Here is a 17,769-nt window from a genome sequence, read left to right as displayed (position 1 = left end):
ACCGGCACCGGTCCCCGTGACAGGGGGCCGGTGCCCGGTGCTGTGACCGGGAGGGTTCACCGGGGTTCCGGGACACTCCCTGCCCGCGCGTCCGTCTCCGTCGTCAGCGCTTCCCCCGGTACGGCGCCCAGCCGCGCAGTTCCTCGTCGCGCGGGGCGCGCACCAGGGCCGGGGCGCCCGGACCGAACCCCATCACCGGACGCGACGCGTCCCAGGCGGGCCAGCCCGGGTCACCGGTGGCGGCGAACCGCACCCACGCCGTGTGCATCGCGTCGGCGAGCCCCTGCGGGGCGTCAGGTCCGGTCAGGGCCACCGCGTCCGGGTGGTCCAGGGTGTCGAAGACGAAAGCGATCTCCAGCGCGTGACAGGCGCCGAGCCCCAGCACGGGGGACGGCCAGCCGAACTCGTAGAGACGGGTGCCTCCCGGGGCACCGGCACGGGCGTCCGCAACCCGGTTCAGGGGGACGCGCAGCAGCAGATCGGTGGCGAGCGCCCCGAGCAGCTCACCCGGGGTGGCGTCCGGCCGGTTGGCGCGGTACGTGCGCTCCGTGGCCCCCGGCACCCCGAACTTCAGCAGGGCCAACCGCAGCTTCGTCCTCGACAGCCGTTCCGTGAGCCCGCTCGGCACGAACCAGAGCCGGTACTCCTCGCTGTTCGACCCCATCAGCAGATCGACCCCGGACGCGGCACCGTCCAGCAGGGCCTCCAACGGGTCACGGGGCAGCAGATCGCCATCCACCACGATCTGGAACGCGTTCCCTCCGGTCAGCGGGGACCCGCCGGACGTCACCTCGGTCTGCGCGGCCAGCAGCGCCTTTGGATCCACCGAGGCCAGCGCGGCGGCCGTCGCCGCCACACCCAGCCGCTTCGCGATCAACTCCGTGGTGCGGCGGGCGGCGGCCGGGGACAGCGCGTTCGGTGCCCCGCTCTGCAGCACGGCCCGCCGGAACAAGCCCTCGGCGCGTGGCGCGGCCAGCAGCGCGGCGATGCTGATCGCCCCCGCCGACTCGCCGCACACCGTGACCAGGTCCGGGTCGCCGCCGAACGCCGCGATGTTGTCCCGCACCCAGGTCAGCGCCGCCACCTGATCGAGCAGCCCCCGGTTGGCCGGCGCGTCCGGGAACACCCCGAACCCCTCGATGCCCAGACGGTAGTTGACCGAGACGAGGACCACCCCGTCGCGGGCGAACGCCGTCCCGTCGTACAGCGGCACGGACGACGAACCGTGCAGCAGCGAACCGCCGTGTATCCAGACGAGGACGGGCAGCCCGGTCGCCGCCGGTGAAGGGGTCCACACGTTCAGGTTGAGCCAGTCGTCCCCGGCCACGTCGGGGTCGGGCAGCAACCGGTCCAGCGGCGGGGAGTAGGGGCGCTTCGGCGCGGTCGGCCCGAACGCCACAGTGTCGCGCACCCCCTCCCAGGGCTCCGGCGGCTCGGGTGCCCGGAAGCGGCGGGCACCGACCGGCGCGGCCGCGTACGGGATGCCGCGGAAGACCGCGACCCCCCGTTCCCGTGCGCCGCGCACCGTCCCGTGGACGGTGCCGACCAGCAAGGAATCCTCGGAAACGGGGGATATCGGAGGGAGAACGGCAGACATGGGCTTCGGTCCTTCCGCGGTGCGGGTGGGTCCGGCGAGCGCGACGGCAGACGGGCCGGACGGGTGATGGGTGAGGAGGACGTCGGGGTGCGGCACCTCACCGACACCGGTGAGGTGATACGTACCCGGTCCGGGGCCGTGCCGACCCGGTGGAACTCGTTCGGCCCCGCGCCGTCGCCGTCGTGCTTCGGCTCATCGACGCCCACTCCCTTCGCCCGGCCGCGTGACCGGGGCCACCGCGCGCCGCACGGCGAGTTCGTCCGCGATCCGCGCCGAAACCCGGCGATCGATCGGATACGCCAGGAACACCAGACCACCGAGCACGATCAGCGCCAGCGGAATGCCGCCCTGGGCGAAACGGATGCCGTCGAGCGCCCGTTCCGACTGGTCGGCACGGGCGACGTAACCGAACAGGCCCAGGCAGTACGCGGTGGCCGCACCACCCAGCCCGCCGCCCGCCTTGGCGGCGAACGAGGCGAGCGAGGCCAGCGCGCCCTCGGCACGATGCCCGTGCCGCCATTCGACGTAGTCGGTCAGCTCGGCCAGCAACGTGTAGTTGAGGGTCGTCGCCGTTCCCATGCCGAGGCCGGCGAAGGCCAGACAGGCCATGATCACGGGGACCATGTCGTACGGGGCGAACAGCATCGCGCCGTTGCCGAGCGCGGCGACCACCAGCCCTCCGAGATAGGCGGGCTTCCCGCCGAAGCGGCGTGCCAGCACGGGGGCGATCACACTGCCCGCGGCCATCGGGACCATCATCACGAGGGCCGCCACGCTCATCAGGCCCTCCTCGCCCACGTTGTAGAGGAAGTAGAAGGGCATCGTGGCGAGCATCGCCGCACTGGCCGCCGCGGTCGACACCTTCGCCGTCAGCAGCACGGGCACCGGCCTGCCGCCGATGAAGATCCGCAGCAGGTCGCGCACCCCGTAGCGGTCGGTACGCGTGGGCCGCACCCGCTCCCGCACGCCCAGCGCCGCGATCGCCGTCAGGACGACGGACACGACGGCCAGCGACGTCGCCCAGATCAGCCAGCCCGTGCGCTCCGAGCCGAACGAACCGACCACCGGCAGCGTCCCCGCGACCACGATCACACCGCCGGTGAGATAGGTGAAGCCCTTCACCGCGGCCAGCTTCCCGCGCTCCGACCGGTCCGACGTCATCACGGGCAACAGGGAGTTGAGCGGGATGTCCATCGTCGGGTAGGCGAACCCCCACAGCAGGTAGACGATCCAGGCGACGGCCAACGGCGCGGGCAGCAACGCCGGGGCGAGGAAGAGCGCCGCGAAGCTGATACCGCCGAGCACACCGCCGACGAGCAGATACGTGCGGAACCGGCCGCGACGGGTCTCGGGGAGATGGTCGACGGCATACCCGACGAACGGGTCGATGAGGCTGTCGACGACCCGCACGACCAGGAGCAGGGTGCCGACGGCCGCTGCCGCGAGGCCCAGCACGTCGGTCAGGTAGAGCAGCAGGAACGAGCTGATGGTGGTGGACAGCAGGACGTTGCCGAAGTTGCCTGCGAGGAAACTCGACTTCTCACTGAAGGACGGCCGTTGATCGTGCGGTCCGCTGTCCGCGGGCGGGGCGGCGGGAGGCGCGGGAGCGGTCATGGCGGGTTGCTCCGGTCTTCGTGGGTCAGGGCGTCGGAACGGTCCCCGGATGTCGGAGAGGGCGGTGGGTGTCGGAGGGAATCCGGGCGGATCAGGAAGCGGGGTCCGTCAGCGCCCGTTTGAGGACCTTGCCGGTCGGGCCGAGCGGAAGGGACGGGGCGAACCGCACGATCCGCGGATACTTGTGCCGTCCGAGCCGGTCCCGGGACCAGGCGATCAAATCCTCCTCCGTCACCGCGTCGGCGTCCGCGCGCCGCACCACGACCGCACAGATCTCCTCACCACGTGCCTCGTCCGGCACACCGATCACCGCCACCTCGGAGACCGACGGGTGGCGCACGAGCACCTCCTCGACCTCGCGCGGGTAGATGTTGAAACCGCCCCGGATGACCAGGTCCTTCTTCCGGTCGACGATGCGCAGGAAGCCGTCCTCGTCCCGCACGCCGAGATCCCCGGTGCGGAACCAGCCGTCGACCACGGCGGCCGCCGTCGCCCCGGGGTCGTCCAGGTATCCCGCGAAGACGTTGTGGCCGCGCACCACGACCTCGCCCACCTCGCCGTCCGGCAGCAGCACCACGGAATCCTCCACCGCGGCGTCCGCCACCCCGATCTCCACTCCCCACACCGGATGCCCGACCGTGCCGGGGCGACGACCGGAACCGGGCTGGTTGAACGTGGCGACCGGCGAGGTCTCGGTCAGTCCGTACCCCTCAAGGACCCGGGTCGAGAAGGCCGCCTCGAAGCGTTCGAGCACCGCGACGGGGAGCGCGGCACCGCCCGAGACCGCCGCGCGCAGGCGGTAACGGCAGGTCGCTTCCACCAGCGCCTCGGGGGCCCGCGCCGCCGCCTCGACCAGCGCGTGGTACATCGTCGGTACGCCCATGAACACGCTCACCCCCTCGGCGGCCAGCAGGTCCAAGGCGCCCGCACCGGTGAAGCGGGGCATCAGGACCAGCGTCGCGCCCGCCCGCAGCGTCGCGTTCATGGCACAGGTCTGCCCATAGCTGTGGAACAGTGGCAGACAGCCCAGCACCACGTCGTCGGGGCGCAGGCCCAGCAGGTCGTGGGTGACCACGGACGCGTTCATCACGATGTTGAGATGGGTGAGCAGGGCTCCCTTCGGCCGCCCCGTCGTCCCGCTGGTGTAGAGGATCACCGCCGTGGCGTCCGGGGCCGCGGGCTCCGGAGCCGACAGCGCCTCGCCGTCCGTCGGCACACCGCGCACGGCCCGCACCCCGGCGGCCCGCGCCCCCTCCTCGGCGACCGGCCACAGCGGACCATCGCTGATCAGCGCGGAGGCGCCGCTGTGCCGCAGCACGTACGCCACCTCCTCGGCCACCAGCAGCCCGTGCACCGGGACGACCGTCGCCCCCGCGGCGAGCGCCCCGTAGTACGCGTACAGGAAGTCCGTCATGTTCGGCAGCAACACCGCCACCCTGTCGCCCGGCCGCACCCCGGACGCCCGCAGCGCGCCCGCACACCGCAGCGCACGGGCCCACAACTCGCGGTAGGTCAGCCGTGTGCCGGGATCGACGACGGCGACACGGTCGGGGTGTGTGCGGGCCGATTCGCCGAGGACAGAGGCGACGCTGAGAAACATGACACGCTCCGGGAAACATGGCGTTCACAAGGCTGGTGCTGCTCAGAATCAGCCGACGCCCCTTCTCGGCACAATGTGCAGATGCCCACCATGTGTGTCGTTCACCTGGGCATTGGCCCCTGGGGCCGGACGCGGCAAAGCGTCCGCCTGAGCAACTGCCTACACACCGCCGTCTCTGGATTCACCCGGGGGAAGGTTCTAACCTTCGGGGATGGCGGAATACCACCGTGCCGGGAGCCGACCCCCCGGCCGTCGCCGCGATGACGGCGAGGACGGCCGTGACGGCGACGACGGCGAACTGAGACGGGCACTGGCCGTCGCGATCGTCCCGGAGATCGACGAGCTCACCCGGCGGGTGGTCGCCGACATCCACGCGCACAGTGACACCTATGCCTCCGGCATGCCCGTCAGCCGTGACGACCTGCGGGAGATCTGCCGGGACAACCTGTTGCGCGCGCTGGAGGATTTCGGCGGACTGCCGCCCAGCGAGGGCGACTTCGAACACGCGGCCCGCGAGACGGGACGGCGGCGTGCGGAGCAGAACGTGCCGTTGGACACCGTGCTCCAGGCGTACCGGCGCGGCGGCCGGGTGATGTGGCAGGTGATGACGGAGCACCTGCGGGCGACCAGGGCTGCCAGGGCAACGGGGGCGGCCGGGGCGGCCGGGAGGACCGGGGCGGCCGGGGTGGCCCGGACGGATGGTGCACACCGGGACGGGCGCGAGGTTCCGGCCGGGGGCGGTGAGCGGGCCGGGGCCGATGTCCGGGCCGGGAGTCCGGCGGTCGCTTCGGACGACGGACGGGCGCGGGGGACCGGGGACGCCATGGGTGCCGCAGCGGGCGACCGGGACACCGAACTCGACATGGCGGGCGCCGTGTGGGAAACCATCGACCGCTATTCCCTGGTGATGGCGGAGTCCTACCGGCTGACCCGGTTGGAGATGCAGGGCCGCCAGGACACCCGCCGCGTCGCGCTCTTCGAGGCACTGCTCGACGGCCGCGGCACCGACCCGGCCGTCGCGGCGTCGGCCTCCGCCGCGCTCGGTGTGCCCGTCCACGACCGATACGTCGTCGTCGCCGCCGCTCAGGACCCGGCCGCGCCTCCGAACCCGGCACCCGTGCTCGACGACCACGGCATCTGGTCCTTCTGGCGGCCCCGGTCGGGCCGGTACGCGGGCATCGTGCGGCTCGCCGCGGGGGAGACCGGCGTACTGCTCGACCTCCTGCGCCACCGCACCGGTGCCACCGCCGGGGTGTCACCCGAGTTCGACCGGCTCTCCGGGGCGGGCTCCGCCCTGCGCCTCGCCGAACAGGCCCTGCGCACACTGCCCGTCGGCAGCGGAGAGGTGGCATCGTTCGACGACCGACTGCCGGAGGCCCTTCTCGTGGGACGGCCCGAGATCTCCGAGCGCATCGTCGCCGTACACCTGGGCGCCGTCCTCGACACCGCGGCCGAACGGGACACGCTGCTCGGCACGCTCCGGGTCTGGCTCGACAGCGGATGCTCGGCCGCGCGCGCCGCCGAGCGGCTCTACTGCCACCGCAACACGGTCCTCAACCGCATCGGCCGGATCGCCGAACTCACCGGTCGGTCGCCCGACTCGGGCGACGCACGGCTGGGCTGGGCGCTGGCCCTGAGGGCGCTGCCACTGAGTGGTACGGACGACCGACGGGGCCCGTCGGAGGACGGCTCGGGCACCCCCGGCCCCGGTGGCCCGGACGGCGCCCGACAGGACCGGTAGGCCGTGTCCGACCATTCCGCGCGGGCGGGCGCCGCCCCGCACGGGACCTTGCCGCGTCGCCGAAAAGCCCTGGTGGCTCCGCTACGACGCGGGCAGGGCGGGCGGCGCGGACGGCGCGGGAGCCGTGGCGGAAGCGGAGGAGCGGCGAGCGGAGGGAGAGCCGGGAGCCGGGCGGACCGGAGAGGCCCGGAGCCACCCGCAGGATCTCCGTTCCCACGCCCCTCCGTTCCCCGTTCTCGTCTCTTCCTGCCGTCCGGCCTCGCGCCGTCGGGCTTCCTGCTGTCCGGCTTCCTGCCGTGACCGGGAGGCCGGTCAGGCGGCGAAGAACTGGGACAGCGTGTCCCGTTCGTCGACCTCCACCAGATCCGGACGGGTGTAACGCTCCGCACGGGCGTGGTAGTCGAAGTCGCCCCGGACCAGGCCGCGGTAGTCGCGCACGCACTGTTCCAGGGCGGCCCGGGTGGGCCCCTCGATTCCGGCCGCCGCCATCTGTTCGACCAGTTCCCGCTCGGCGCTCCGTACTCGTTCCGCGGTCCTTCCGAGTTGTAACCCGGCCTCGTCGACGGCTTCCTGGAGGGTGAATCCGCGATCGCGCTGAATGAGCCGTACCGCATTGTGCTCGTAACCGAGCAGAGCTTCTTTCTCGAAGGAGCAGATGTCGTTGCAGAGTCCTGAGTGGTCGGTGACGGCATTGCGAAGTGCGATGTACGCGGGAAGGCTGCGTGCGTATTCCGGCAGGTCGATTCCGGCGGTGATCTCATGCAGGTCCAGGAAAGGCTGCATGGCCACCGAATCCCGTCTGTGCTTCACGAAATCGGCTCTGCTCGGTACTTGTCCGGCGGCCCGCTGCACGGCCTCCGCGTAGTAGGTCCACAACCAGGCGACCGTGTCCCGGCGGAACTGCCGGATCCAGCGGGCCGAGCGGTCCTGGTACGTCCGGTTCCGCAGCCCTGCGAGCGCGTGTTCCATGGGGACGCGCGGTGGTCCGCCGTCGAGAACGTCGACCAGTCGTTCGATCGCCGCCTCGCACATGAGCGGATCGCGGCCGGCCGGGCCGTCGTCGAACTCGTCGTCCACGAGAAATGCCCAGAAGAGCCACTGGCAGAAGAGGTCGAGATGCTGCTGCGAAGCCGTGGGGAAAATGAGAGATATCCAGAGTTCGGGCCTGGTCCGGATCATCTTCTTCCGGGCCGTCGGGGAGAGCGCGAGGCCATGGGATTCGGCCCATTCCCAGGCGGCCTTCCTGGTCTCCTCGATGCCGGGATTACAACCGGCACTCAGAAACGGCATATGAAACTTTGGCAGCGCAATCTGGCTCATTGGTGCCCCTCATCGAGACAATGCGGATGAACGATAGATCGGAAGCCGATCGAATTCACGCTTCGGCGCGGGTACGCATGGAGGGGCGGGTTGCCGTCGATGCCCGTCCGCGGACACAGAAGTGCCCTGCGGAATGGTGCGGTCATCCCTGCTCACTCTCCTCCGCCGGGGATTCAGGGCATCGTGGCCGGGCGCGTTGGCGCACACTGGCAAGAGCCCATGGCTCAGGACGGCGGCATCACCATGCGTGATCCCCAGTCAACCCCCTGTGGAGGGGAGAGGGAAGTCATGTGTGACTGAAAATGTGTGACTGCCGGGAGTGAGTGAACGTCTTTGAGTGGTTGGTGGTCTCTTGTCCCACACTTCGTTTCGGCCGTTCCGCCCTCGACGACCCCTGAGAAAAACGGCCAGTTTGCGCTGTTGCGGCCGGGCTTCCGACGGTTTCGGACGGACTCCGGGAAGCGAATCAGCCGCCCGAAGCCGTGCGGCCCCGGCAGGCTCGTCCCGGCAGATTCCTTCCAGCGGGTACGTTCCGGCGCGGCTGTTCGAACAACGCCCCGGACTGCCTGACGGGACCCGGCTGGGGTCCCGTCAGACAGTCCCCTGACAACCCCTGGCAGGTCCGCATGGCAGGGCAGCCGTGTCGGTCGGCGCCGACGGGAGCCGGCCGGTTCGTCGCGACGCGTTGTGCGGCCAAGTCGCGGCGTGCCGGGGAAGGTTGCCATGCGCCATCGACTGTCGAGCCGCCGGGACCGCTGCTGTCGGCCCGGTGCGCGGATCGTCGGGACCGTGTCCGGCGCGCCGCGCCGCGGGCAGCCTTCGGCCCGGGCTCCCGACTCACTCGCTCAGAGGACAGAGGACAGAGGACAGAGGACAGAGGACAGAGGGCAGGGGCGGGTCGGGGAGAACGGAGGCGCAGGGGCGCGGAACGCGGGGCTACGGGCGGAGGTGCTTCTCCGCCTCGGCCTGTTCGACCAGCTCGGGGTACGGATCGTCGTCGCCGGGTCCCGCACCGTGAAGAAGCGATACCGACCACGGAATCGGGCACGGCGGGGCGTGGTCGGGGTCCGAGCAGAGGAGTCTGGCGATGCGTTCCTTGATTTCCTCGGCCTGTTGCGGAGTGGCGTACATGCCCAGCCGAACTTCCCAGACACTCGGATTCTCAGGCATTGCTCACGTCCCTGATCGGCGGAAGAAAGGAAGGGAAAGGAAAGGAAAGGAAGCACGGACAAAAAACGGGAAAGGAGGAGAAGGTGGAAGGAGAAGGAGGAACGAGTCGACAAAGGGGGCGAAGTGGTTCGCCCCCTTTTGCCGAGGTTACCAGGTGCGCTTGGCGTCGCAATGGCGCTTGTAGTGGCCGGCCGGGACCGGAATGTTACGTGCGGCGTCGTTGATGGCCGCCTGCTCGGTGTTGCCCGTGCCGTCGGCCCGGTCGTACCCGACGACGTGGTTGTCACTGATGCGGACGATCTGGCACTGCACCGTGGCGTGCCAGGTCTTCATGACGGCGATCTCGCGCGTGACGGTCGCACGGGCCGTGCCCGGGACGGCGGAGGCGGTGGGGGCGAGGCCCCCGAGCGCGAGGGCCGCGATCCCGACGGCGAACGTGCGGCGGAGTGTCTTCATGAACGTTCCTCCCTGACGGTGGTTGGCCGCCTCCGGCCAGGGGTCCCTCGCCAAGGGGCCGATGTCCGGCGGTGCTCCCGACACTCCCATTCGGGTGCCGCGGGGTGCTCCTCCCGGCGGTGTGATTGGCAGGCACTCGGCAGTCCTCCGCCAGCCGTCGCCAGCCGCCCGTCAACTGCCCGGGGGCTGCCGGGCGGGGCGGGGCGTCCCCGATCGTGAACCCCGCCGGGTGCCGCCGCTACGTACCTTCTGTAACCGACAGCGGTCAGGCAAGGAGCACACATGGCGTACGACATGGCGGCCCCACCCCTTCCGGGGCTTCGTGACAACCCTTCGCTGGTGACGGTGGTGGGTACGGAACTCGCCCGCAACAAGCGAGGTTTCGTTCCCTGGTACCACCTCCTCGCCCCCGTCATCATCACGGTTCCCCTCTTCCTCGGCGCCCTCGGCTCGTCCGAGGCGAAGGCGGGACAGACCTTCGAGGTGTTCCGCAACGTGACCCTGGAATTCTGGGGTGTGCTGGTACCGATGACCGCCGGGCTGGCTGCGGCACTCACGGTCCGCGCCGACCAGGACGCCTGGCGGCTGCTGCTCTCGTACGGTGTGCCGCGCGGGCGCTACTTCATCGGCAAGGTGGCCGCCCTGGGGGTGCTGGGCTTTGTCTCCTCCACCGTGCTGCTGGCGATGCTCTCCCTCGGAGCCCTGATCAGCGGACGCCTTCCCGGGTCCTTGGGGACGGTGGCCGCGGCGGTGTACCTGCCCTGGCTGGTCGGTCTGTCGATGACGGCCCTGGCGGTGCTGGTCGCGGTGGTGTGGGGCATGGGCCCCAGCATCGGCGTGGGAGTCGCGGGCCTGCTGTGCGGGGCCCTCGTCTCGGACAAGGTCTTCTGGTACGCCGTCCCGTTCGCCTGGCCCATGAGAGTGGTGCTGCCGCTCGCCGGTATCGGCCCCAACGGGGTGCCGCTCCCGAAGGACAGTCCGGTGACCGCGATGTCAGCCATTCCGCTCGCCGTGGGCCTGGCCGCCGTACTGACCGCGGTCCTGCTGGTCATCGGCAGCATGCACATGCGCCGCAAGGAGATCTGAACATGACCGCGACACCGGCCGCGCCGGAAGCCCTGATCACACCCGCACTCACGATCCGAAGCCTGCACAAACACTACGGTTCCCACCGTGCGCTGGACGGCGTGGATCTCACAGTCGCGGCCGGAGAGGTCTACGGCCTGCTGGGACCGAACGGTGCCGGCAAAACGACCCTCATGAAAGCGCTGCTCGGCCTGCAACGACCGACGTCAGGAACAATCGAACTCTTCGGCAAGCCGGTCGGCCGGGAATCATTGGCCGATGTCGGAGCGCTGATCGAAGTCCCCGGACTGTGGCCGACCCTGACCGCGGACGAGACGCTGAGACTGCACGCCAAACTGCGCGGTGTACCACCGGAATGGATCGATCCGGCACTGGAGCTGGTCAAGATGACCGAGGTCCGAGGAAGGAAAGTAGGCGCGTACTCCCTCGGTATGCGTTGGCGGCTGGGCATCGCCGTGGCACTGCTCGCCAGGCCGCGGCTGATCGTCCTCGACGAACCCACCAACGGGCTCGACCCCATCGGCATTCGCGAAATGCGTGGAATCATCCGCTCCCTGGCAGACCAAGAAGTAGCCGTACTGATCGCCAGCCATCAACTGGCAGAGGTCGCCCAAGTCTGTGACAAGGTGCAGGTACTGGCGTCCGGCCGTACACAGTACGAAGGCCCCCTGGCCGGACTGGCCATCGACGGAGACGTGGAAGCCGGGTTCTTCCAACTGCTGGAAGCGGCCGACGCGGGCATCCGCTGACCCGCATCACCATGCGCACACCCACCATCGGTCCCGGCCACAGCACCTGAAAGCTGTCCCGCCCGGCCCGATCAAGAACGTGATGGGCCGGCCGAGGGCCGAGGACGTGCCGCAGAATCCGCCCGGAGCACGATCCCGCGACGCACCCTCCGCACCCTTCGTGCCCGCGCCGTGCCTTCCGCGCCCCCCGGAGTCAGGAGGCCCGCGCCGTCATGGGGCGACGCGGACCGAGCGCCGTACCCAACGACATCAGTTCCGCACGGCCCGCGACCCCGAGATCGTCGTAGAGCCTACGGATGCGGCGGTACATGGACCGCTCGGAACAGTAGTAATGACGGCGCGCGATCTCGGCCACCGTGATGGGCGTACAGAGCAGACGCAAGAGTTCCGTGTCGTATGAGGGCGTCGTGGGCTGCGGACGCTCCCCCGATATGTCGCTCTCGCGACCGGCCTTCGCACCGGTCGAAAGCTCTTCTCCGTAGTACCGACAGCGATGACGGGAACCTCCCTGCTCCGGCAGGACGCCCTGTGCACCGGAGTCCGAGGCGCCGTCGGTACCGTCGGTACCAGTGGCACCGGTTGCGGCGACGAGGCCGGCGGCGCCGGCTGCACGATGCGCCCTGAGCTGCGCGTACAGCAGATCGCGATGACACTCGCCGGGGATCGCGAGATTGAGCACGAAATTCGCGCCCGAACGGATCGCGTAGTACGTCCGGTAGCCCGAGATGTCATGAGTGACCGCGATGAGCAGGGACAACGGATGCCGCACCCTTACGGTGCGCAGTTCCTCGGCCTGGAACTCGCTGGTGACCGGTATCAGCACCGGCAGGTCGAGCGCGCCGCAGGGCGCGGTCAGCGCTCCGGCGTCGACGAATTCGACCCGATCCAGGCCGGAACGAAGCATGCCGAGCAGTGCGTGCGGTGGATCGAAGTACGGCTGGAGTCCTGAGTGGACCAGGACATGGAGCTCGGCGGCGGTCGATGCGTGCTGCTGCTCGCGTTGGTGCAAGGCGCTGTTCCCCGTAGCGTTGATCCCGGTGGTGGTCGTCCCGCGGTCACTGGACGGCGTAGGGCGTCGGATCACGTGCGTGACGCACCGGCGGCGGCCACGCCCGGCCGGCCATCGGCTGACCGCCCCCGGTCATTGCCCGGCCTTGCACAGCTTCAGAGTCCTGCTGAGCAGTGTGCCGATACTCATCTTGTCCCCGCCGTCCCCGGTGGAACGCACCGCTGCCACGTCGTTGTAACCGGCCTCCCGCGCCCGATCGTTGAGCGCATAGGTCGTGCCATCGGGAACGGTGATGACGGCCTGATCGCCCGCGCGGCACTCGGCGGTGACGTGATCAACCGTCAGCGGCCAGGTGTATCCGAGGTTCTTCTCACTGATCTGCTGCCTGGTGGCGGTCGGGCTCGGGAGAGGAACGGGGTCCGTTGTGGCTGGTTCGCTGCGGCCGCCGCTCCCGCAGGCGGTGAGCATCAGAAGCGCGAGTCCGGCGAGAGCCGCGACGGCGGCGCGACGGTGATTCACGATCATGTATCTGCTACCTCACTGTCGGAATGCTGGTGGGGTGGGTGCGGCTGCTGGGACGGGCCCGGCCGTCGGCCCCGAGAAGGGCGGCATATCCGTCTTCGAGCGACGGCTCGACCGGGCGTGCTCCCGGGGGTGGGTCGCCCGTGACGATGCGGTACTCCGTTCCTGTGGCGGCGGTCACCGCGCTCACCACTTCGGCGCCGGGCGGCGGGCCGTCGGCGGGTCTGCCGGACCGGCACACGTAGGTGCAGCCGGCGGCCTGACTGACCAGGGCGGCGGTGGTGTCGTGAAAGACCAGACGGCCGGAGGCGAGCACGGCCACCTCGGGGCAGGTCTGGGCGACATCGTCCAGGATGTGGGTGGACAGCAGTACCGTGCGGCCGTGACCGAGGCCCGCGAGCAGTGCGCGGAAGCGCATCCGCTCATGCGGATCCAGCCCTGTGGTGGGTTCGTCCACGATCAGTACCGACGGGGACCCCATCAGGGCCTGCGCGATGCCCACCCGCCGTTTCATGCCGCCGGAGAACCCGGCCAGCCGCTCGTCGGCCCGGTCGTCAAGTCCCACCTCGGCGATTCGGTCATCGACCTGACGACGCCGTTCACGCCTGTCGTGGATCCCCTTGAGCACGCCGATGTAGTCGAGGAACTCGCGTGCGGTCAGGTCCGGGTAGAGCGACAACTCCTGCGGCAGATAGCCCAGGGTCCGCTTCACGGCGGCAAGCCCGGAACCGGTCGCCAGATCGTGTCCGGCCACGAGCACCCGGCCGGAGGTGGGACGCAGCACTCCCGTCAGGATGCGCAACAAGGTCGTCTTGCCCGCGCCGTTGGCACCCAGCAGCCCGACGGTGCCGCTCTCGATGTGGAGGTCGACGGCGTCCAGCGCGCAGAGCCCACCCGGGTGGATCTTCGTCAGTCGCTCCGTGGTGATGTTCATCATGCTCCGTGTCGTCGGATGCGGACGGTGAGGTGGCCGAGCACGTAGCAGGTGGCGGCCATGGCGAGGACGAGGGCGACGTTCAGCAGCGCCGCCGTGCCGTCGGCCTCGGGGCGAAGCACTCCGGTGCTCTGGCGGGCGGCCCACACCTCGGGGGCGTGGGCCCAGGCGACCAGGGGATAGCCGCCGAGCGGGGAGAGGACCGTACCGGTCGGCGTGGGCAACGGGGAGAAGGCCGGGGGGAAATGGCAGGCCCACAGCCACACCGCGACCGTGACCGCGCGCGCCGCCGCCACCGGCAGGAGCACTCCGAGGAGGCCCGCGAACGCGGTGACCAGCAGAGCCGCCGGTATGACCGCCGTGCACAGCGCGACCACCGCGGACACGATCGGGGCGAAGGAGCCTCCGGCCACCGAGAAGACCGCCGCGTACAGCAGGAAGAGACCGGCGACCGGCGCCAGGGCGGTCAGCAGCGGGCCGCCGAGCACTCCGGCGGTACGCGGCAGCACCCCGGTGGGGGTGGCGGCCAGCAACTCGGCCATGCCGCGGGCCTCAAGGCCGAGGCGCAGACGGTCGGCGAGCGCGATGCCCACGCCGAGCGTGCAGAAGGTGTTGACGACCACCGCGGCAGCCCCGGTTCTGGCGGCGAGGTCGCCGTGCCCGACGATAACGGGTGAGGTGATCACCAGCAGCAGGCTCAACAGAGCAAGCGGCAGTACGGCGCCCCATACGACTTTTCGACGGGCCGTCATCAGGGCCTCGTAGCGCAGGGTCCACAGCAGAGCGGTCACGATGCCTCCCGGGGGCCGAGGTGCGCGTCGCCGTGACCGAGCCGGGCGCCGGGGCGCCCGCTCGGGCGCAGCGCGCGGAGTGCGAGCAGGAGCAGCCAACCCCCGGCCAGCAGGGCGGGAACCGCCTGCGCGGCTCCTTCGGGAACCACCCGGTCGATCAGCAGCAGCTTCGCCAGGACCGCTGCGACGATCAGCCCCGTCGCGGGCGCGGCCGATCCCGTCCGTACCGTCGCCCAGAGCGCGGCGCCGCTCAGGAGCATGGTCAGACCGGACAGCTCCAGCAAGGTGGCGACGGGGCCGGGCCGGTGGCCGGTGGCCGCCACCAGGGCCACCAGGGTCAGGACCGCGATCGCCGTCACGGACGCCGGCCACGCCAGGCGGCGTGCGACGGTGCGTGGGTAGGGCGTGGGCAGGGACAGCTGAAGCTCCAGCATCGGCTCCCGTGCCATCACGGCAGCACACGCCAGGGCGGTGGCGGTGGGAAGTGCGCAGCTCAGCAGCGCGCGGTCGAACACCACTCCCGTGCCGGAGCCCGTCGCCACCGCGGTGAAGGCGAGGAGCGCCGCCAGGATCGGCAGTACGAACGCCTGCCTTCCGCAGCGGCGTGCTTCGTGGATCCACCAGGGTGGAGTGGTCATGGTGCTGTTCCTCCCGTTGTTCCCCTGTCTCCCGATACACCCCGTACGTAGCGGTCCGGCCCGGGACGGTTCACTCCGGTGTCGGAATCAGCGCGTGGGCCGTGCGTGCGGTGTGTTCGGCTCCTGGCCGTCCGGATCGTCGGCGTGGCGACCGGAGGGGTTCGTCGCCCGGCAGACCCTTCCGGCCACGGCTCAGGAGGGGGTGTGCTCGCCGAACGACCGCATGGTCCCGGCCGTCCACATCAGCAGGACGGTGGCCGCCGCGAGTGTCCATGGTGTCGTCGAGAGCAGTGCGTCCAGCAACGCGTCGAACGGCGTGGTCAGCAGCCCGTGCGGGCCGGCGACCACGCCCAGGAACCACAGTGTGCCTCCCGCCGCCGCGCCCACGGTCGGCGAGAACCGGACGGACAACGCGAGGGCGAGTGACGCCGCCAGCAGCGACTCGCCGAGCCAACTTGCCACCACCGTCCACCAGCCGGGGCCCCGTACCAGCGCGGAGCAGATCATCGCGAGTGCCAGGTCCACGCAGAGAACGGTCGCCAGTCGGGCCAGGAACACCGCCGCCGGTGACACCGGGAGGGTGAACAGCAGCTCGCGTCTGGGGTCCCGGCGCGGCGAGGCCACGAGCAGGGCTCCGAGCAGTACGGACAGCACGACCACCGCACCGAACAGCCGCATCCCCGGCCGCTCCTGCATTCGGGCCGATGCCACGAGGGCCGCGACGACCAGCCCCATCGCGCTCAGCGGAGCCCACATCCTGGGCATCAGCACGAACTGTCGGGCGGCGAGTTGCCAGGCCGTCCGCCAGGGCCGGGCGAGGCCCGGGGCTCGGACGGTGCCCGCGGCCGGTGCGGGCGGGGAGCCGACGCCCGGCACCGGTTCCGGTCGGGACGCGGGCTCCGGCGGGGCGTGGGCACCGACGGCGTCCTCGCGCCCGTCGACGTAGGCCCGGCGGGCGAAGCGTTTCCGTGCGGCGGCGTTCCGCCCCGAGTGCGGGGCGGCCGGGAGGCCGGAGGGGCGGGAGGACTCGCCGACGGGCGCGGTGGCGGTCGGCAGGTCCGTCCCCAGCAGGGCGTCGAAGGACGGCACGGACACGGTTTCCTCCTCCGCCTCGGCTCGCACGGCGCATGTGATGTCCTGCCAAACTGCCAATCTTCTGCGGCAGTCGCCGCATTGGCCCAGGTGTCGGCCGTGGTGCTGGTCGACGGCTTCGGAGCGTGCCAGGCATGCCAGGACGTCGTCCGAGAGGTGATCACTCATAGCTGTCCCGATCCTTCCAGCCGCGTGGCGGCGAGCATGTTGCCCAACCGCCTTCGCGCGTGGGACATCCGGCTTTTGACGGTCCCCACCGGGATGGCGAGCGTGGTGGCCACCTCCGGGTAGGTCATCTCCTCGAACAGCACCAGCGCGAGCACTTCGCGCAGGTGCTCGGGGAGGGCGCGCAGGGCTGCCCGCAGCGCGGTGTGCTCGGACTCCCTCACGATCTGCTCCTCGACGCCGAGAGCGGTGTCGGCAACGTCCCGGGCCTCCGAAAGATCCGCCCATTGTGGCCGTGATCTGCGGAGTTGGTTGTGAGCCTGCCGTCTGGCCACGCCCATCAGCCAGCCGCGCACGGAGGATTCGCCCCGGAACCCGGCCGCCGAACGCCAGACGGCCAGCCAGGTCTCCTGCAGGATTTCCTCGGAAACACCCTGATCCGAGGTGAGTCTGCGGATGAGTCGGAGCATTGCGCCGGCATGCCTGTCGTAGAGGGTTCGCAGAGCGGTCTGGTCGCCGTGGGCGACGGCGGATAGCAGAGCTTCGTCCGAGCACACACCTGGTACGTATCAAGAAAGCACGGAACGGTTCACCGTCCGTCGGCGCCGTCGAGGAATTTTCAGCCGGGCGAGTGGTGCGCGGGCCACGTGCCGGGGGGACGTCTGGTAACGGGAGCGAAGCCCTGGGCGGGCCCTTCACGGCTGCCCCGTCGTGCGGGGCGTACGGGAGAGGCCCCGGGGGGACCCGGCCTGCGGGACTGTCTGCCAGGACTGCCAGGACTGCCAAGCGGGCGGGAACCTATTGAACGGTGGCGGACGGCCATGGATCGTGGGTGCACAGATCACGATCCGTGACCACCCGTTCGGTTTCCGTGAAGGAGCCCGAAGGAGCCCCGAGGAGTTCAGCATGGGAATCAAGGCCATCCCGCTGTCGGAGAACGAAACGAATCTGTTCGACCTCGACCTGGAGATTGGCGTGGAGCAGTCCGTCGCCGGTCCCGCCGTCACGAGCATCTCCTACTGCACGCCCGGCTGCACCAGTGAGGGCGGCGGTTCCGGCTGCAGCCACTGCTGTTGACAGCGGGTGTCCGTGGGTTCGGACGGGCGACGGCCCGGGCCCGCGGACTGCTGTCGACGGGGCCGCCCGGACGGGAGAGCCGGATGGGAAAAGACGTGGAAAAGATGGGGGAAGGTGAGAAAAAGGGACGAAGGGCGTAAGAACGGGACGGGAGCGAGGCACACGGCGGACGGGACCCGAGCGAGCGGGCGGGGCAGGACGGGACCGT

Annotated in this window: 17 protein-coding genes; 4 read left to right on the top strand and 13 right to left on the bottom strand. The window is 70.5% G+C overall.

The genetic code is table 11. From position 1 onward, the window contains the following. Positions 1 to 103: 103 nt before the first annotated feature. The 3 genes from ACF1CT_RS01465 to ACF1CT_RS01455 form a co-directional block, all read right to left on the bottom strand. On the bottom strand, positions 104 to 1,597 hold the full coding sequence (locus ACF1CT_RS01465) for a carboxylesterase/lipase family protein (RefSeq protein ID WP_391781697.1): 1,494 nt from the start codon (positions 1,595 to 1,597) through the stop codon (positions 104 to 106). A gap of 192 nt (positions 1,598 to 1,789) precedes the next feature. Further along, the gene (locus ACF1CT_RS01460; protein WP_391781696.1) at positions 1,790 to 3,211 is read right to left on the bottom strand and encodes an MFS transporter; all 1,422 of its coding nucleotides are present in this window, start codon (positions 3,209 to 3,211) and stop codon (positions 1,790 to 1,792) included. Positions 3,212 to 3,302: 91 nt separating this feature from the next. After that, positions 3,303 to 4,811 (bottom strand): long-chain fatty acid--CoA ligase, encoded by a 1,509-nt coding sequence (locus ACF1CT_RS01455; RefSeq protein ID WP_391781695.1) that lies wholly within the window; start codon positions 4,809 to 4,811, stop codon positions 3,303 to 3,305. A gap of 211 nt (positions 4,812 to 5,022) precedes the next feature. Between ACF1CT_RS01455 and ACF1CT_RS01450 the strand changes: the two genes are divergently transcribed. Then, a complete protein-coding gene (locus ACF1CT_RS01450) occupies positions 5,023 to 6,552 on the top strand; it encodes a PucR family transcriptional regulator (RefSeq protein WP_391781694.1) in 1,530 nt (509 codons plus the stop codon). A 312-nt stretch (positions 6,553 to 6,864) separates the two neighbouring features. On the opposite strand, the gene ACF1CT_RS01445 is transcribed toward ACF1CT_RS01450, so the two are convergent. From ACF1CT_RS01445 to ACF1CT_RS01435, 3 genes are all read right to left on the bottom strand, one after another. Continuing rightward, positions 6,865 to 7,842 carry a terpene synthase family protein gene (locus tag ACF1CT_RS01445; protein ID WP_391781693.1) on the bottom strand — a complete coding sequence of 326 codons (978 nt, stop codon included), beginning with the start codon at positions 7,840 to 7,842 and terminating at the stop codon, positions 6,865 to 6,867. A 966-nt stretch (positions 7,843 to 8,808) separates the two neighbouring features. Next, positions 8,809 to 9,042 (bottom strand): hypothetical protein, encoded by a 234-nt coding sequence (locus tag ACF1CT_RS01440; protein ID WP_391781692.1) that lies wholly within the window; start codon positions 9,040 to 9,042, stop codon positions 8,809 to 8,811. A gap of 147 nt (positions 9,043 to 9,189) precedes the next feature. Then, on the bottom strand, positions 9,190 to 9,498 hold the full coding sequence (locus tag ACF1CT_RS01435) for a hypothetical protein (RefSeq protein ID WP_391781691.1): 309 nt from the start codon (positions 9,496 to 9,498) through the stop codon (positions 9,190 to 9,192). Positions 9,499 to 9,780: 282 nt separating this feature from the next. On the opposite strand from ACF1CT_RS01435, the gene ACF1CT_RS01430 reads away from it, so the two are divergent. Further along, a complete protein-coding gene (locus ACF1CT_RS01430; RefSeq protein WP_391781690.1) occupies positions 9,781 to 10,584 on the top strand; it encodes an ABC transporter permease in 804 nt (267 codons plus the stop codon). Between the two features lie 2 nt (positions 10,585 to 10,586). Continuing rightward, on the top strand, positions 10,587 to 11,333 hold the full coding sequence (locus ACF1CT_RS01425; RefSeq protein WP_391781689.1) for an ABC transporter ATP-binding protein: 747 nt from the start codon (positions 10,587 to 10,589) through the stop codon (positions 11,331 to 11,333). Positions 11,334 to 11,526: 193 nt separating this feature from the next. Here the strand turns inward: ACF1CT_RS01425 and ACF1CT_RS01420 are convergent, their stop codons facing one another. The 7 genes from ACF1CT_RS01420 to ACF1CT_RS01390 all read right to left on the bottom strand — a co-directional run bounded on the left by ACF1CT_RS01420 (position 11,527) and on the right by ACF1CT_RS01390 (position 17,041). After that, the gene (locus tag ACF1CT_RS01420; RefSeq protein ID WP_391781688.1) at positions 11,527 to 12,342 is read right to left on the bottom strand and encodes a hypothetical protein; all 816 of its coding nucleotides are present in this window, start codon (positions 12,340 to 12,342) and stop codon (positions 11,527 to 11,529) included. Positions 12,343 to 12,474: 132 nt separating this feature from the next. Beyond that, complete coding sequence (locus ACF1CT_RS01415; protein ID WP_391781687.1) at positions 12,475 to 12,867, bottom strand: DUF2511 domain-containing protein; 393 nt, start codon at positions 12,865 to 12,867, stop codon at positions 12,475 to 12,477. A gap of 7 nt (positions 12,868 to 12,874) precedes the next feature. Beyond that, on the bottom strand, positions 12,875 to 13,798 hold the full coding sequence (locus ACF1CT_RS01410) for an ABC transporter ATP-binding protein (RefSeq protein ID WP_391782153.1): 924 nt from the start codon (positions 13,796 to 13,798) through the stop codon (positions 12,875 to 12,877). After that, positions 13,798 to 14,589, bottom strand: coding sequence for a hypothetical protein (locus tag ACF1CT_RS01405; protein WP_391781686.1), 792 nt, complete (start codon positions 14,587 to 14,589; stop codon positions 13,798 to 13,800). The genes ACF1CT_RS01410 and ACF1CT_RS01405 overlap by 1 nt, the downstream gene beginning before the upstream one ends. Continuing rightward, positions 14,586 to 15,227, bottom strand: coding sequence for a hypothetical protein (locus ACF1CT_RS01400; RefSeq protein WP_391781685.1), 642 nt, complete (start codon positions 15,225 to 15,227; stop codon positions 14,586 to 14,588). The genes ACF1CT_RS01405 and ACF1CT_RS01400 overlap by 4 nt, the downstream gene beginning before the upstream one ends. A gap of 192 nt (positions 15,228 to 15,419) precedes the next feature. Next, positions 15,420 to 16,487, bottom strand: a complete 1,068-nt coding sequence (locus ACF1CT_RS01395) for a hypothetical protein (protein ID WP_391781684.1) — start codon at positions 16,485 to 16,487, stop codon at positions 15,420 to 15,422. Next, positions 16,484 to 17,041 carry an RNA polymerase sigma factor gene (locus ACF1CT_RS01390; RefSeq protein WP_391781683.1) on the bottom strand — a complete coding sequence of 186 codons (558 nt, stop codon included), beginning with the start codon at positions 17,039 to 17,041 and terminating at the stop codon, positions 16,484 to 16,486. Before ACF1CT_RS01390 ends, ACF1CT_RS01395 begins: the two co-directional genes overlap by 4 nt. 349 nt (positions 17,042 to 17,390) lie before the next feature. Here ACF1CT_RS01390 and ACF1CT_RS01385 point away from each other — a divergent pair, with 349 nt between their 5' ends. After that, positions 17,391 to 17,561, top strand: coding sequence for a gallidermin/nisin family lantibiotic (locus ACF1CT_RS01385; protein WP_391781682.1), 171 nt, complete (start codon positions 17,391 to 17,393; stop codon positions 17,559 to 17,561). Positions 17,562 to 17,769: the final 208 nt, after the last annotated feature.

The organism is Streptomyces sp. NPDC014734, from assembly GCF_043083325.1.
Lineage (GTDB): Bacteria > Actinomycetota > Actinomycetes > Streptomycetales > Streptomycetaceae > Streptomyces.
Note: the sequence above shows the minus strand (reverse complement) of the source record. Positions and strands in the feature narration are given on the sequence as shown.